The sequence below is a fragment of the Microbacterium sp. Root280D1 genome, from assembly GCF_001428975.1.
In the GTDB taxonomy this organism is placed as follows: Bacteria; Actinomycetota; Actinomycetes; order Actinomycetales; family Microbacteriaceae; genus Microbacterium.
This window is the reverse complement of the sequence record NZ_LMJK01000002.1, coordinates 99,326-113,043: the sequence shown is the minus strand read 5'-3', so window position 1 is coordinate 113,043 and position 13,718 is coordinate 99,326. Positions and strand designations below refer to the sequence as shown.

Annotated in this window: 15 protein-coding genes; 8 read left to right on the top strand and 7 right to left on the bottom strand. The window is 67.6% G+C overall.

Annotated elements, in window-relative coordinates:
* Positions 1-19: 19 nt before the first annotated feature.
* Both ychF and ASE34_RS06655 read right to left on the bottom strand, forming a co-directional pair.
* Positions 20-1,093 (bottom strand): redox-regulated ATPase YchF, encoded by a 1,074-nt coding sequence (ychF, locus tag ASE34_RS06660; protein WP_056277996.1) that lies wholly within the window; start codon positions 1,091-1,093, stop codon positions 20-22.
* A 50-nt stretch (positions 1,094-1,143) separates the two neighbouring features.
* On the bottom strand, positions 1,144-1,893 hold the full coding sequence (locus ASE34_RS06655; RefSeq protein WP_056277992.1) for a class I SAM-dependent methyltransferase: 750 nt from the start codon (positions 1,891-1,893) through the stop codon (positions 1,144-1,146).
* 59 nt (positions 1,894-1,952) lie between these two features.
* Here ASE34_RS06655 and ASE34_RS06650 point away from each other — a divergent pair, with 59 nt between their 5' ends.
* Together ASE34_RS06650 and ASE34_RS06645 are read left to right on the top strand one after the other, a co-directional pair.
* Positions 1,953-2,546 (top strand): exonuclease domain-containing protein, encoded by a 594-nt coding sequence (locus ASE34_RS06650; RefSeq protein ID WP_056277988.1) that lies wholly within the window; start codon positions 1,953-1,955, stop codon positions 2,544-2,546.
* A gap of 44 nt (positions 2,547-2,590) precedes the next feature.
* A complete protein-coding gene (locus tag ASE34_RS06645) occupies positions 2,591-3,943 on the top strand; it encodes a DNA recombination protein RmuC (protein WP_157538224.1) in 1,353 nt (450 codons plus the stop codon).
* A 2-nt stretch (positions 3,944-3,945) separates the two neighbouring features.
* Here the strand turns inward: ASE34_RS06645 and ASE34_RS06640 are convergent, their stop codons facing one another.
* Positions 3,946-4,242 carry a hypothetical protein gene (locus tag ASE34_RS06640; RefSeq protein WP_056277984.1) on the bottom strand — a complete coding sequence of 99 codons (297 nt, stop codon included), beginning with the start codon at positions 4,240-4,242 and terminating at the stop codon, positions 3,946-3,948.
* A 170-nt stretch (positions 4,243-4,412) separates the two neighbouring features.
* Positions 4,413-5,399 carry a class II fructose-bisphosphatase gene (gene glpX, locus ASE34_RS06635; RefSeq protein WP_053095530.1) on the bottom strand — a complete coding sequence of 329 codons (987 nt, stop codon included), beginning with the start codon at positions 5,397-5,399 and terminating at the stop codon, positions 4,413-4,415.
* A 183-nt stretch (positions 5,400-5,582) separates the two neighbouring features.
* Between glpX and fbaA the strand changes: the two genes are divergently transcribed.
* Positions 5,583-6,611, top strand: coding sequence for a class II fructose-bisphosphate aldolase (gene fbaA / locus ASE34_RS06630; RefSeq protein WP_056277981.1), 1,029 nt, complete (start codon positions 5,583-5,585; stop codon positions 6,609-6,611).
* 62 nt (positions 6,612-6,673) lie between these two features.
* Here the strand turns inward: fbaA and ASE34_RS06625 are convergent, their stop codons facing one another.
* The 3 genes from ASE34_RS06625 to ASE34_RS06615 all read right to left on the bottom strand — a co-directional run bounded on the left by ASE34_RS06625 (position 6,674) and on the right by ASE34_RS06615 (position 9,321).
* Positions 6,674-7,207, bottom strand: coding sequence for a DUF6264 family protein (locus tag ASE34_RS06625; protein WP_056277979.1), 534 nt, complete (start codon positions 7,205-7,207; stop codon positions 6,674-6,676).
* A gap of 276 nt (positions 7,208-7,483) precedes the next feature.
* Entirely contained in the window at positions 7,484-8,275 is a 792-nt protein-coding gene (locus ASE34_RS06620) for an IclR family transcriptional regulator (RefSeq protein WP_056277976.1), read from the bottom strand.
* Between the two features lie 2 nt (positions 8,276-8,277).
* Positions 8,278-9,321 carry a 4-hydroxy-3-methylbut-2-enyl diphosphate reductase gene (locus ASE34_RS06615; RefSeq protein ID WP_053099044.1) on the bottom strand — a complete coding sequence of 348 codons (1,044 nt, stop codon included), beginning with the start codon at positions 9,319-9,321 and terminating at the stop codon, positions 8,278-8,280.
* A 90-nt stretch (positions 9,322-9,411) separates the two neighbouring features.
* On the opposite strand from ASE34_RS06615, the gene xseA reads away from it, so the two are divergent.
* Genes xseA through ASE34_RS06590 form a run of 5 tightly spaced genes read left to right on the top strand, consistent with a single transcriptional unit; the run spans position 9,412 to position 13,717 of the window.
* Positions 9,412-10,704: an exodeoxyribonuclease VII large subunit gene (gene xseA / locus ASE34_RS06610; RefSeq protein ID WP_056277973.1), complete on the top strand. Its 1,293-nt coding sequence runs from the start codon at positions 9,412-9,414 to the stop codon at positions 10,702-10,704.
* A 31-nt stretch (positions 10,705-10,735) separates the two neighbouring features.
* The gene (locus ASE34_RS06605) at positions 10,736-10,975 is read left to right on the top strand and encodes an exodeoxyribonuclease VII small subunit (protein WP_053095525.1); all 240 of its coding nucleotides are present in this window, start codon (positions 10,736-10,738) and stop codon (positions 10,973-10,975) included.
* Complete coding sequence (locus tag ASE34_RS06600; RefSeq protein ID WP_053095524.1) at positions 10,972-11,610, top strand: DUF4245 family protein; 639 nt, start codon at positions 10,972-10,974, stop codon at positions 11,608-11,610. Before ASE34_RS06605 ends, ASE34_RS06600 begins: the two co-directional genes overlap by 4 nt.
* Positions 11,611-11,615: 5 nt before the next feature.
* Positions 11,616-12,305 (top strand): carbonic anhydrase, encoded by a 690-nt coding sequence (locus ASE34_RS06595; RefSeq protein ID WP_053095523.1) that lies wholly within the window; start codon positions 11,616-11,618, stop codon positions 12,303-12,305.
* The gene (locus ASE34_RS06590) at positions 12,302-13,717 is read left to right on the top strand and encodes a class II fumarate hydratase (RefSeq protein WP_053095522.1); all 1,416 of its coding nucleotides are present in this window, start codon (positions 12,302-12,304) and stop codon (positions 13,715-13,717) included. The genes ASE34_RS06595 and ASE34_RS06590 overlap by 4 nt, the downstream gene beginning before the upstream one ends.
* Position 13,718 lies beyond the last annotated feature (1 nt).

Sequence of the window (13,718 nt, the reverse complement as noted above, 5' to 3'; positions counted from 1 at the left end):
CACTCGGGCAGAACCTCGCTCAGTTGTTGAAACGGAACTCCACGACGTCGCCGTCCTGCATGACGTAGTCCTTGCCCTCGAGGCGCGCCTTGCCCTTGGAGCGGGCTTCGACGACGGACCCGGTCTCGACGAGGTCGTCGAACGAGACGATCTCAGCCTTGATGAAGCCCTTCTCGAAGTCGGTGTGGATGACTCCGGCGGCCTGCGGCGCCTTGGATCCCTTGGGGATCGTCCACGCGCGCGCCTCTTTCGGGCCAGCCGTGAGGTAGGTCTGCAGTCCGAGAGTGTCGAAGCCGATGCGGGCGAGCTGGTCGAGACCGGACTCGTCCTGCCCGGTCGACGCGAGCAGCTCTGCGGCATCCTCGGGGTCGAGGTCGATCAGCTCGGACTCGATCTTGGCGTCGAGGAAGATGGCCTTCGCCGGGGCGACCAGCGCGGCGAGCTCCGCCTTGCGGGCGTCGTCGGTGAGCACGCCCTCGTCGACGTTGAAGACGAAGATGACCGGCTTGGCGGTGAGGAGTCCGAGCTCGCGGATCGGCGTCAGATCGATGCCCGCGACGGACAGCAGCACACCACGCTCGAGCGCATCCTTCGCCGCGTTGGCGGTCTCGAGGACGACGGGCTCGATCTTCTTGCCGCGCACCTCCTTCTCGTACCGCGTGATCGCCTTGTCGACGGTCTCGAGGTCGGCCAGCATGAGCTCGGCGTTGATGGTCTCCATGTCGGATGCCGGATTGACCGCACCGTCCACGTGCACGACATCGTCATCTGCGAACCCGCGCACGACCTGGGCGATGGCATCCGCCTCGCGGATGTTCGCGAGGAACTTGTTGCCGAGTCCCTCTCCCTCGCTCGCGCCGCGCACGATGCCGGCGATGTCGACGAACGACACCGCGGCGGGCAGGATGCGCTCGCTGCCGAAGATCTCGGCGAGCTTGTCGAGACGAGGATCGGGCAGGTTCACCACCCCGACGTTCGGCTCGATCGTCGCGAACGGATAGTTCGCCGCGAGCACGTCGTTCTTGGTCAGAGCGTTGAAGAGGGTGGACTTGCCGACATTGGGCAGGCCGACGATTCCGATAGTGAGAGCCACGGGGGTCGAGTCTACCGGTCGCAGATGCGCAGCCCCTGCGGGTGTCGGCGTCAGGCTCGCACGGCGCGGAATGCGTGCGTCACGTAGGGCAGGTCGATCGTCCCCTCACCGTCAAGTCCGAGCTCGTCGAACAGCACGTCCATCTGCCGTGTGATCTCTGAGCGTTCGTCGTTCGACGCCGCGATCAGGTAGCTGCGCGAGCGCGCCATCTGATGCAACTGCGTCCGGTTCATCGCCCGGGTCCACTCCCACTGCTGCTTCTCGATCCCCGTGAAGGGGGCCTCGATGCGCGGGCCGTCGGAGCCGGGTCCGTTGACCATGTCCTCCGCCGGACTGCTGTGCATGATGTCAGTGAGACGGCGCACCCAGTCCGCGCGTTCGTCGCGGATGTTCCAGATCAGCCCCAGCACTCCCCCGGTGCGGACGACTCGTCCGAGTTCGAGGGACGCCGCAGACGGCTCGACCCAGTGCCAGGCCTGACCCAGCACGGCGGCGTCGAGGCTGGCGTCGGGCAGCGGCATCCGTTCGGCTGTTCCCTGGAAAGTCGGAACACCGGGAACGCTGCGCCGCAGTGTCGCGAGCATGGCGGCGTCCGGATCCACGGCGACGACCTCGGCATCCGCGGCCTGCGCGAGCACACGTGTGAGCTTTCCGGTGCCCGCGCCCACGTCGGCGATGCGACGGGAGCCGTGAGGCATCGGATCGAGCATCCACGACACGGCCTCGAAGGGATACTCGGGTCTTCCCGCCTCGTAGTTCGCGGCCTCGGCGCCGAAGGATGTCGCTCGGTCGGTACTCATGTCGCCAGCCTACGGCGCGTCATCCTGGAGCGTCTCGGATGCCGGGAGAGAGTGGGGATGTGCCACTGGATTTCACCGCAATCGACTTCGAGACGGCGAACTCCAGCCCCGCCTCGGCCTGCTCCGTCGGCCTCGTGCGGGTGCGCGACGGCAGGATCGTCGCCACCGCCGGATGGTTGATCCGCCCGCCCGCCGGTCACGACGAGTTCCAGGAGTGGAACACCAAGATCCACGGCATCCGCGCCCACGACGTGATCGACGCGGCCACCTGGGCCGATCAGTTCGACCGCCTGTGCGCCTTCGCCGGCGCCGACGTGCTCGTGGCGCACAACGCGGGCTTCGACCTCAACGTGCTCCGCCGGGCGTCCGAGGCCACCGGCGGCGACTGCCCGCCGTATCGCTCGCTGTGCAGCCTGCAGGTGGCTCGCAAGACCTACGACATCGAGTCGTACCGACTCCCGAAGGCCGCAGAGGCTGCGGGCTTCACCGGCTTCTCGCACCATGACGCGCTTGCGGACGCGCTCGCGTGCGCCCACATCATCATCGACGCCGCTCGCCGACACGGCGCGTCCGACGTCTTCTCCCTGGCGGATGCATTGTCGCTGCGAGTGACCGAGCCGGTCCTCGCCACCCCGGAGCGCGCGGTCGCCTGAGTCGCACCGGACGAATGTCCGTGGCCGAGCGCATCATGGAGCACATGGATGCTCTCACGCTCGTTCTTCTCCTGGTCGCGCTCGCGGCCGGCGCCGCCGTGGGGTGGTTCCTCCGCGGATCGCGCGGAGCAGCAGACCTCGCTCGCGCCGAGGCCGAGCTCGCCGCAGCTCGAGACGATCGCGACCGACAGTACGACCTGTATCGGGATGCCGTCGAGCACGCGAGGCTCGAGCAGCGCGCCGAGGCGCAGCGGGTGCAGCAGCAGAATGCGGTGCTCACCGCTCTCGCTCCCGTGCGCGAGAGTCTCCAGCAGATGCAGCAGAAGGTCTCGGCGATCGAGCAGGAGCGTCATGCGCAGTTCGGATCGCTCGCGGAGCAGCTCAGGCGCGCGCAGGAGTCCGACGAGGCGTTGCGCTCGACGACCGAGTCGCTCGCCGGAGCACTGCGCTCGACCGCCACACGAGGGGTCTGGGGTGAGACGCAGCTGCGACGGGTCGTCGAGGCCGCAGGGCTGATCCGACACGTCGACTTCGATCTGCAGTCCAGCATCTCGTCAGACCGGGGTCAGGGACGGCCCGACATGGTGATCCGTCTCGCCGGCGGCACATCGATCGCGGTCGACGCCAAGGTTCCGCTCGATGCATACCTCGAGGCATCGGCACTGCCGATCGGGGACGCGCATGAGACACAGCGTCGCTCCCACATGCAGAAGCACGTGAAGGCCGTTCGCGCGCACGTGGACGCACTCGCGAAGAAGGCGTACTGGACGGGCCTCGACGCCAGTCCTGAGTTCGTCATCTGCTTCCTGCCGAGCGAGTCGCTGCTCGCCGCAGCCATCGACGAAGACCCGACGCTGCTGGACTACGCATTCACGAAGAAGGTGGCGCTCGCGTCCCCGGTGAATCTGTGGGCCGTGCTCAAGACCGTGGCCTACAGCTGGACGCAGCAAGAGGTGTCGACCGAGGCGCGCGCGCTGCTGAATCTCGGCACCCAGCTCTACGACCGACTCGGCGTCCTCGCGGGGCATGCCGACGATCTGCGCCGCGCACTCGAGCGCACGGTCGACAGCTACAACAGATTCGCGGGTTCGCTCGAGAGCCGTGTGCTCGTGACGGCCAGGCAGTTCCCCGGAATCAGCGCGTCGACGCTCGACTCCGCCCCACCGGCGATCACCGCGCAGACGCGACGCTTCACCTCGGCAGAGCTCATGAGCGGCTCCGGTGCGGAGATCGGCTCCGAGCTCCGCATCCCCCATGCTGCTGACGATGCGTCCGCTGCGCCGGGTACGTCGATCCAGGCCGATGTCGGAAACGTTCGCGGCCGGGTCAGCGACGACGAATCGGCGAACTTGGATTCGGCATCCCGACAGGTCGAGGCGGAAGAGCCCCGCCGCTGAGATCAGGCGACGCCCGGTACGCCGCTGAGCAGCAGGATCACGAGGCCACTGGTCACGACGAAAGCTCCGACCATCCACCAGGAGCTGATCTCGTGCCCCTCGTCGAGGCGCTTGCGGAACAGCACGTCCGCACGTCGAGCGGGATCTGAGACAGCCGTCTTGACGACAGGCGCCGCCGGAGTCGCGATCGGCAGAGGCACTCCGGCCTCGTCGACGTTGATCCGCATGATCCGGCCGGTCGGCGTCGTCACGATCTTGGTCGGCGTGGCCTGGGAACCATTCGTGTGCTGCGTTGTCATCGGTCTGCCCTCCTGTGCCTGCGGTGCCTGGCGGCTCCGTCGACGGCGACAAATCCAGTGTCAATTGTCACACGAACGCACGAGAAAGCTCGGCTCAGCACCGCACAGGCGGTACCGGGTCGGTAACGATGAGGGGCCCGTTCCCGACTCGCGCTCTCAGGTCACGGCAGTCAGAGCCACTTCGAGACGAGGTGCTCCGAGGCGATCCGGCGAAGGGTTCCCGAGGCACCGCGCAGCACGACGCTCTCGGTGTAGATGTAGCCGCCCTCGCGTCGGACGCCGGCCACCAGCTGGCCGTCCGTGACGCCAGTGGCGACGAAGATCGTGTTGTCCCCGCGCACGAGATCGTCGGCCTCGTAGACCTTGTCCATGTCGAGGCCGGCGTCGATTCCGCGCTGGCGCTCATCGTCGTCGCGAGGCCAGAGACGCCCCTGGATGTGACCGCCGAGAGCCTTGATCGCACACGCCGTCACGATTCCCTCGGGGCTGCCGCCCACCCCGACGCACATGTCGGTTCGGGCCGCGTGACGCGCCGCGTTGATCCCGCCGGCGACGTCGCCGTCGCTCATGAGTCGCGTCCCGGCACCGGCATCCCGGATCTCCTGGATCAGCTGCTCGTGACGCGGACGGTTCAGCACCGAGACGACGATCTCGTCCACCGGCTTGCCGAGAGCCCCCGCGAGCTTGCGGATGTTCTCGCCGATCGGCAGGCGGATGTCGACCACTCCGACACCGGCAGGGCCCGTGACGAGCTTGTCCATATAGAAGACGCTGGACGCGTCGAGCATCGATCCGCGATCGGAGACGGCGATGACGGAGAGCGCATTCTGACGTCCTGCTGCGGTCAGCGAGGTGCCATCGATCGGGTCGACCGCGATGTCGCACTCCGGGCCGCTGCCGGTGCCGACCTCTTCGCCGTTGAAGAGCATCGGAGCATTGTCCTTCTCGCCCTCACCGATGACCACTCGCCCCTGAAAGGCCACTGTCCCGAGGAAGGCACGCATCGCATCGACGGCGGCGCCGTCCGCCGCCTCCTTCGCGCCACGACCGATGAACGGAACGGCGCGGATGGCGGCTGCTTCAGTGGCCCGCACCAGCTCCATCGCGAGGTTTCGATCGGGACGAAGGGGGCTGAGATCCGCTGTAAGACTAACCATGCGGTCAGCCTAACCAGTGTGAACGTCTGAAACGGCAGTTTTCGGTCGAGCGACGACGAAGGAATCCCGATTCTTAACACACGGGTAGGAGGGCGTGCTCGCCCGGTCACCGCCGACAGCATCGGGCAGTCAGCCCCGATAGAGTGACTGCTGTCCCGGCTTCCCCAAATCGCAGGAGTTCTCATGCCCGTCGCCACCCCGGATCAGTACGCCGAAATGCTCGACCGCGCGAAGGCCGGCGGCTTCGCGTACCCGGCTTTCAACGTCTCGAGCTCGCAGACCATCAACTCGGTCCTCCAGGGCCTGACCGAGGCAGGTTCCGACGGAATCATCCAGGTCACCACCGGCGGCGCCGACTACTTCGCCGGCCACACGGTCAAGGCCCGCGCGACCGGCGCACTCGCCTTCGCGCGCTTCGCGACCGAGGTCGCGAAGAACTACCCGATCACCGTCGCGCTGCACACCGACCACTGCCCGAAGGATGCTCTCGCCGGCTTCGTCGAGCCGCTGATCTCCGCCTCCGAAGACGAGGTCAAGGCGGGACGCAACCCGATCTTCCAGTCCCACATGTGGGACGGCTCGGCCGTGCCGCTCGCGGAGAACATCGAGATCGCCAAGGATCTCCTGCCCCGCATGAAGAACATCAACGCCATCCTCGAGGTCGAGATCGGCGTCGTCGGCGGCGAGGAAGACGGTGTGGCGCACGAGGGATCCAACGATGCCCTCTACACGACGTTCGCGGACGTCGACCAGGCCGTACAGGCGCTCGGTCTCGGCGAGCAGGGGCGCTACATCGCAGCCCTCACGTTCGGCAACGTCCACGGCGTCTACAAGCCGGGCGGAGTGAAGCTGCGTCCCGAGCTCCTCGGAGAGATCCAGCAGCAGGTCGCCGAGAAGTACAACACCGGCGCGAAGCCGCTCGACCTCGTCTTCCACGGCGGTTCTGGTTCGACCGATGAGGAGATCGCCCTCGCGGTGGCCAACGGCGTCATCAAGATGAACATCGACACCGACACGCAGTACGCCTACACGCGCGCCATCGCGGACTACATGTTCAAGAACTACGACGGTGTGCTCAAGGTCGACGGCGAGGTCGGCAACAAGAAGCAGTATGACCCGCGCGCCTGGGGCAAGATCGCGGAGACGGCCATGGCCGCTCGCGTCGTCGAGTCCACGCGCCAGCTCGGCTCGTACGGCCAGTCCCAGAGCTGATCCAGCCTGACAACGCAGATGCCCCCGACCGAACGGCCGGGGGCATCTCCTGTTTCACGGGGTCATCCACCCGCCGTCTTGGCGACGAAGTCGATGAACGCCGGGTCGTTCATCAGCGGAATCGCGGCGCATACAGACGCCACGAGCAGGGTCACGGCCGCACCGACCAGCGGAACCCACCACGAGAGCTTGCCGGCGCGCAGGCGTCGGATCGACAGGAAAGCGGTGAGCGACCAGCCCACGGCGAGCACTATCGCCGCGACGGTGCCCCAGATCCGGCCCTCAGCGAAGTTGGTGAACTCGCCGTCCACGCCGAGCACCGTCATCATCTGATTCATCGCGGTGGAGAAGTCGAGGTATGACAGTCCTGTCATCACGACATTGATCAGCCCGTAGGCGAGCAGTGCGATGGTCACGAAGCGATCGACGGGACGCGGACGAGCCGCTGCCGATGCGGACGGGACTCGGTCACCGGGAGCGTTCTCGGTCCCGCTCACATCCACAGCCGGCACCTCGCCCAGCGGCGGCAGCCCTGCTGCCCTCCGCTGCTCTTCGAGGGTCGCGATTTCGCCGTACTGAGGACGCTGATCGGTCATTCGGCCATGGTATCCGCCCGGTCTCTGCACGACTCACAGACTGCGGGCGTCAAAAGAATGGCGGCCCCGGAGGAGTGGGGACTCCTCGGGGCCGCGGACTCGGAACGCTGGGGACGCTCGTCATCCAAGTGGGGTGAGGAACGCTGGGGACATTCCTCCACCTGTAGCGCCGATTGCACAGACGACTACACCTCACATGTTAGGAAAGCGCGTGCCCGAGCACCAGAGGCACTTCTTCAGATAGTGAAGAGCATCAGACGGGCGACACATGCTGCGTCAGATCGGCGTCGCCAGACGGGCTGCGCCGCCGCCCAGAGCGTCCGCCCCCAACTGCATGGACAACCGCCTCGCCACGAGCTTGAGCTTCCCGAGCAGGCCGCGATCGAAGCGCGGGTGTCCCACAGGAAGCGAGACGGCGAGTGAGGCTCTGACGCTCGGGGCGATCACGGGAACGGCGATGCAGGTGTTGCCGATGGCATACTCCTCGCGGTCCACGGCGAATCCCGGAGAGCGGTCGAGCTCCGCGATCAGCGCACGCCGGTCACTGATCGTGCGAGACGTGAGTTCCTCCAGCGGATGCCGCGAGAGATAGTCGTCACGCTCCTCTCCGCTCAGATCGCTGAGGATCTGCTTGCCGAGCGCCGTGGCATGCGCGCTCGAATCCAGACCCACCCACAGATCGAGCCGAGGACTGCGCGGGGCATCCACGATGTCGATGAGGTGCACTTCGCCGTCCTGATAGCGGGACAGGTATGCGGAAGCACCCACCTCGTCGGCGGTCTGACGCAGGGCCATGCGGACGTGCGCGAAGAATACGCCCCCGGCGTCGGACTGCAGCCGGAAGGCGGGGAAGTTCTCACCGAGGACCAGACCGTCGGGCTCGCTCACGAGATACCCCTCATGCACCAGTGTGCGCACGAGGTTGTAGGTCGTGCCCGGGGTGAGGCCGGTTCGCATGGCGAGAGTCTTGACCGGCACCGGGCGCGGAGAGTTCGCGACCATGTCGACGAGTCGGAGCGCGCGCTGCACCGAGCCGATCAGCGTCGGCGCCGCCTCTGTGGCGGCCACCGTCAGGCGTTCCCGCTGGAGGAACGGCCTCCCAGCGCACGCGCGTCTCGCTGACCCGCGGCATCCTGTCGCAGCTCCTTGGGCAGGGAGAACATGAGGTCCTCCTCCGCCGTCTTGACCTCTTCGACGTCGCGGTAACCCGCTCCGTCGAGTGCGTCGAGGACCTCACGAACCAGCACCTCGGGCACGGAGGCGCCGGAGGTGACACCGACCGTCGCAACGCCGTCGAGCCACTCCTGCTTGACCTCTTCGGCGTAGTCCACGCGATAGGCGGCCTTCGCGCCGTATTCGAGCGCGACCTCGACGAGGCGCACCGAATTCGACGAGTTCGAGGAACCGACGACGATCACGAGGTCGGCGTTCGCCGCGACCTTCTTGATGGCGACCTGGCGGTTCTGCGTGGCGTAACAGATGTCATCGGACGGCGGATTGTGCATCTCGGGGAACCGGGCCCGCAGTCGGTTCACGGTCTCCATGGTCTCGTCGACCGAGAGCGTGGTCTGCGAGAGCCAGACCACCTTCGAGGGGTCCTTCACCTGCACGGTGTCGGCTTCGGCGGGCGAGTTCACGATGGTCACATGCTCGGGAGCCTCTCCCGCAGTGCCCTCGACCTCCTCGTGCCCCTCGTGGCCGATGAGCAGGATCTCGAAATCGTCGCGGGCGAAACGCACTGCCTCGCGGTGAACCTTGGTGACCAGCGGGCAGGTCGCGTCGATGGCGTGCAGGCCGCGGTCCGACGCCGCCTCGACGACCGCGGGCGAGACTCCGTGCGCACTGAAGACGACGTGAGCGCCCTCGGGAACCTCGTCGACCTCCTCGACGAAGATCGCGCCCTTCTCCTCGAGCTCGGTGACGACGTGGATGTTGTGCACGATCTGCTTGCGCACGTAGACCGGCGCGCCGTAGCGCTCGAGCGCCTTCTCGACGGCGACCACAGCCCGGTCGACGCCGGCGCAGTATCCGCGCGGAGCGGCGAGCAGAACACGCTTGTTGCCGACGACCGGGTTATCCTGAAGCCGCCCGGCCGCCCCACGTACTCGGGGGATGCGCGGCAGAGGCAGATGAACGGCAGTCGAGGTCACCCTTGAATTCTACCGCCGAGAACCTGAGCAGGAGCGGGAAGGGGCACCGAGCGCATGACGGTCTTCGAAGCATCGACGCGTCCTGGCGAGACTCCGCCGGCGGATGCGGTCGCCCCGCGCGACTCCTCGGCCGACGCACCGACCTCGGTCGCACGCCTGAACGCGACGATCCGCGACTTCGTGGCGCGCTGGAACACGGTGTGGGTCGAAGGCGAGATCACCTCCTGGAACGTGCGCGGGGGCAACATCTTCGCCCGGCTCAAGGACACCCGCTCCGACGCGCAGATCTCCATCAGGATCTGGTCGAGTGTGCGCCCGCGGATCCCCGGCGATCTGGCTGTCGGCGACCATGTCGTCGCCGCCGTCAAGGCCGACTACTTCGTCAAGGCCGGCGATTTCAGCTTCGCCGTCTCGGCGATGAAGCACGTGGGCCTCGGCGATCAGCTGGAGAAGCTGGAGAAGCTGCGACTGCAGCTGCGCCAGGAGGGCCTGTTCGACGCCTCGCGCAAGAAGCGCCTCCCGTTCCTCCCCCATGTGATCGGCCTGATCACGGGAGAGAAGTCGGATGCCGAGAAGGACGTGCACCGCAACGCCGAGTTGCGTTGGCCCCAGGTGCGCTTCCGCACGGAGTATGCGGCTGTTCAGGGCGACCGGTGCGTCCCCGAGACCCTCGCCGCTCTGGCACGACTGGACGCCGACCCGGATGTCGACGTGATCGTCATCGCCCGCGGCGGCGGCGATCCGCAAACGCTGCTCGGATTCAGTGACGAACGACTCGTCCGGGCTGTGGCCGCGGCAACGACTCCGATCGTCAGCGCGATCGGACACGAGAACGATCATCCGCTTCTGGACGACGTGGCCGACCTGCGCGCATCGACTCCGACGGATGCCGCGAAGCGCGTCGTACCCGACGTCAGCGAGCAGCGGGCGCTGATCGCGCAGCTGCGATCCCGAGCCACGACCCGACTGACGCAGCGGCTGTCGCACGACATCGCACAGCTCGAGCAGCTGCGGTCCCGTCCCTCGCTGCGCTCCCCCGACCCGATCATCGAGTCGCGTTCTCAGGACGTGTGGCTGCTGCTTTCGCGGGGACGCGACACGATCACCCGTCAGCACGATGCGGCCGGCCGTGCGACGAGCGAGCTGCGAGCCTCACTGCGGGCGCTCTCCCCCGCGGCCACGCTGTCGCGCGGCTATGCGATCGCCCATCTCGAGGGCGGAGTGATCCTCCGCGACGCCGCCGACGCTCCGGCCGGCAGCAGCCTGACGATCACGGTCGACCGCGGCTCCGTCGCGGCCCGTTCCGAGGGCGAGATCGCGGAAGCACCGGTGCCCCGCTCCGGATGAGCGGGTCCCGCGTACCGCGTAGGATGGAGGCGTGAGTGCGCCGAACGACACCCCTGTGGACACGCTGTCATTCGAGGCCGCTCGCGATGAGCTCGTGAAGGTCGTCTCCGAGCTCGAACAGGGCGCTCCGACCCTCGAGCAGTCGCTCGCTCTCTGGGAGCGCGGCGAGGCCCTGGCGGCCCGCTGTGAGGAATGGCTGCTCGGCGCCAAGCGTCGCCTCGAGGCCGCCCGTGCGACGTCGACCGGTGCCGCCGACGGAGACGACTCATGAGCAAGCCCGCTCCCATCGTCGCCGAACTGGGCCGGCCGGAGACCCCCGAAGAGACGGCGGCCCGCAAGGCCGCGTCGAGCAAGGCCTATCGCTCGAGCCAGACGGTGCGCAGCCTGGTGGCCGCTCTGATCGTCACGCTGGCCATCGTCACGGTGATCGTGCTCGCAGTTCCCCGTGGCGAACCCGCGACCGCCCAGAAGATCGACGTGGTCGGCGTAGCCGCGGACGTGGAGTCCACCATGGATCGCCCGGTGATCGTGCCCGACCTGGCCGACTTCTGGAGAGTCAACACGGCCGAGCTCACGAGCGGCGCGACGACGGTCTGGGATGTCACCCTCGCCCCGTCAGCCGAGGATGAGCGCGGATTCATCAAGCTGGCACAGGCCTTCGATGCTGACGCAGCCTGGGCCCCGCAGCGCCTCAACGGAACCGCGCCGACGGACACGACGTCGATCGGCGGGCTGGAGTGGGACGTCTACGACCTCGGCGATGCCGGTGCGAAGCAGAACATCACCTATGCGATCGGCACCCAGGCGGGTGACGACTACCTGCTGCTCTACGGCTCACGCTCCGCCGACTCCACCGCCGAGCTCGCCGAGTCCCTCGTCCCCCAGATCCGCGACCTCTCGGAGTAGCCCTCATGACAGACACGCTCACGCCCGCCGCCGCCTGGAAGCAGATGCAGGAGGGCAACCAGCGATTCGTCGATGACGCCCCGCGGCACCCGAATCAGGATGTCGCCCGACGCAAGCACCTGGCTGCGGCGCAGCATCCTGTCGCCACCCTGTTCGGATGCTCCGACTCCCGGCTGGCCGCGGAGATCATCTTCGACCTGGGGCTCGGCGACCTGTTCGTCGTCCGCAATGCCGGTCAGGTGATCGGCGAGTCGATCGTCGCGAGCCTCGAGTACGCGGTCGCGGTGCTGAACGTCCCCCTGATCGTCGTGCTCGCACACGACTCGTGCGGTGCTGTGCGCGCCGCCATCGACGGCACCGCGATCGACGCGGCGCCGCTGCCGCCGCACATCTGGAAGCTCATCGCACCGATCGTGCCTGCGGCCCGGAAGGTGCTCGTCGAGAGTGGCGGGACCACGGTCGCCGAGATCGACGCCGACCTGGTCGGCCAGGAGCACCTGCGCAACACGGTCCGCGACCTGCTGCAGTCGTCCGAGGTGATCTCCCACGCCGTCGCCGAGGGTCGTCTGGGCATCGTCGGCGCCAACTACCGTCTGGCCGAGGGAACCGCGATTCCCGTCATCACGGTCGGACTCGACACAGACGGAAACGACACCGAGGGGCACAGCCCCGCAACCAAGGAGGGTTCGGAATGACCGACCAGCACAGCGGCGCAGACGCGCAGGGCTACCGCATCGAGCACGACACGATGGGCGAGGTGCGTGTTCCCGTGAACGCCCTCTACGGCGCACAGACGCAGCGCGCCGTCGAGAACTTCCCGATCTCGGGCAAGGGCCTCGAATCCACGCAGATCGCCGCCCTCGCGCGCATCAAGAAGGCCGCCGCGCTCGCGAACAAGGAGCTGGGCACGCTCGATGGGGCCATCGCGGACGCGATCGCCCAGGCCGCCGACGAGGTCGCATCCGGTGCACATGACGGCGAGTTCCCCGTCGACACCTACCAGACGGGCTCCGGCACGTCGTCGAACATGAACATGAACGAGGTGCTCGCGACGCTCGCGACGCGCATCCTCGGTGCGGATGTGCACCCGAACGACCATGTGAACGCCTCGCAGTCGTCGAACGACGTGTTCCCGACCTCGGTGCACATCGCTGTCACGCAGGCGCTCATCGACACCCTCATCCCCGCGCTCGACCACCTCGCCGTCGCCTTCGAGGCGAAGGCCGAGCTGTGGAAGGACGCGGTGAAATCGGGTCGCACGCACCTCATGGACGCCACGCCCGTCACCCTGGGCCAGGAGTTCGGCGGCTACGCCCGTCAGATGCGCCTCGGCATCGAGCGCGTGCAGTCGGCGCTCCCCCGCGTCGCCGAGGTCCCGCTCGGCGGCACCGCCACCGGCACCGGCATCAACACCCCGCTCGGATTCCCGCAGAAGGTCATCGAGCTCCTCGCGGCCGAGACCGAGCTTCCGATCACCGAGGCCAAGGATCACTTCGAGGCACAGGCCAACCGCGACGGTCTCGTCGAGGCGTCCGGCGCGCTGCGCACGATCGCCGTCTCGCTGACCAAGATCAACAACGACCTGCGCTGGATGGGCTCCGGCCCCAACACCGGACTCGGCGAACTGCACATCCCCGACCTGCAGCCGGGTTCCTCGATCATGCCCGGAAAGGTGAACCCGGTCGTCCCCGAGGCCGTGCTGATGGTGTGCGCACGAGTGATCGGCAACGACGCGACCGTCGCCTGGGCCGGAGCATCCGGCTCGTTCGAGCTCAACGTCGCGATCCCGGTCATGGGCACCGCCGTTCTCGAGTCGATCCGTCTGCTCGCCAACGCCTCGCGCGTGCTCGCCGACAAGACCGTCGACGGACTGCAGGCGAACCTCGACCGCGCCGCGGCTTTCGCCGGAATGAGCCCGTCGATCGTCACCCCGCTCAACAAGCTCATCGGCTACGAGGCTGCGGCGAAGATCGCCAAGCACTCGGTCGCGAAGGGCATCACGGTGCGCGACGCCGTGATCGACCTCGGCTATGTCGAGCGCGGGGACCTGACGCTCGAGCAGCTCGACGAGAAGCTCGACCTGCTGTCGATGACCCACCCGGGTTGAT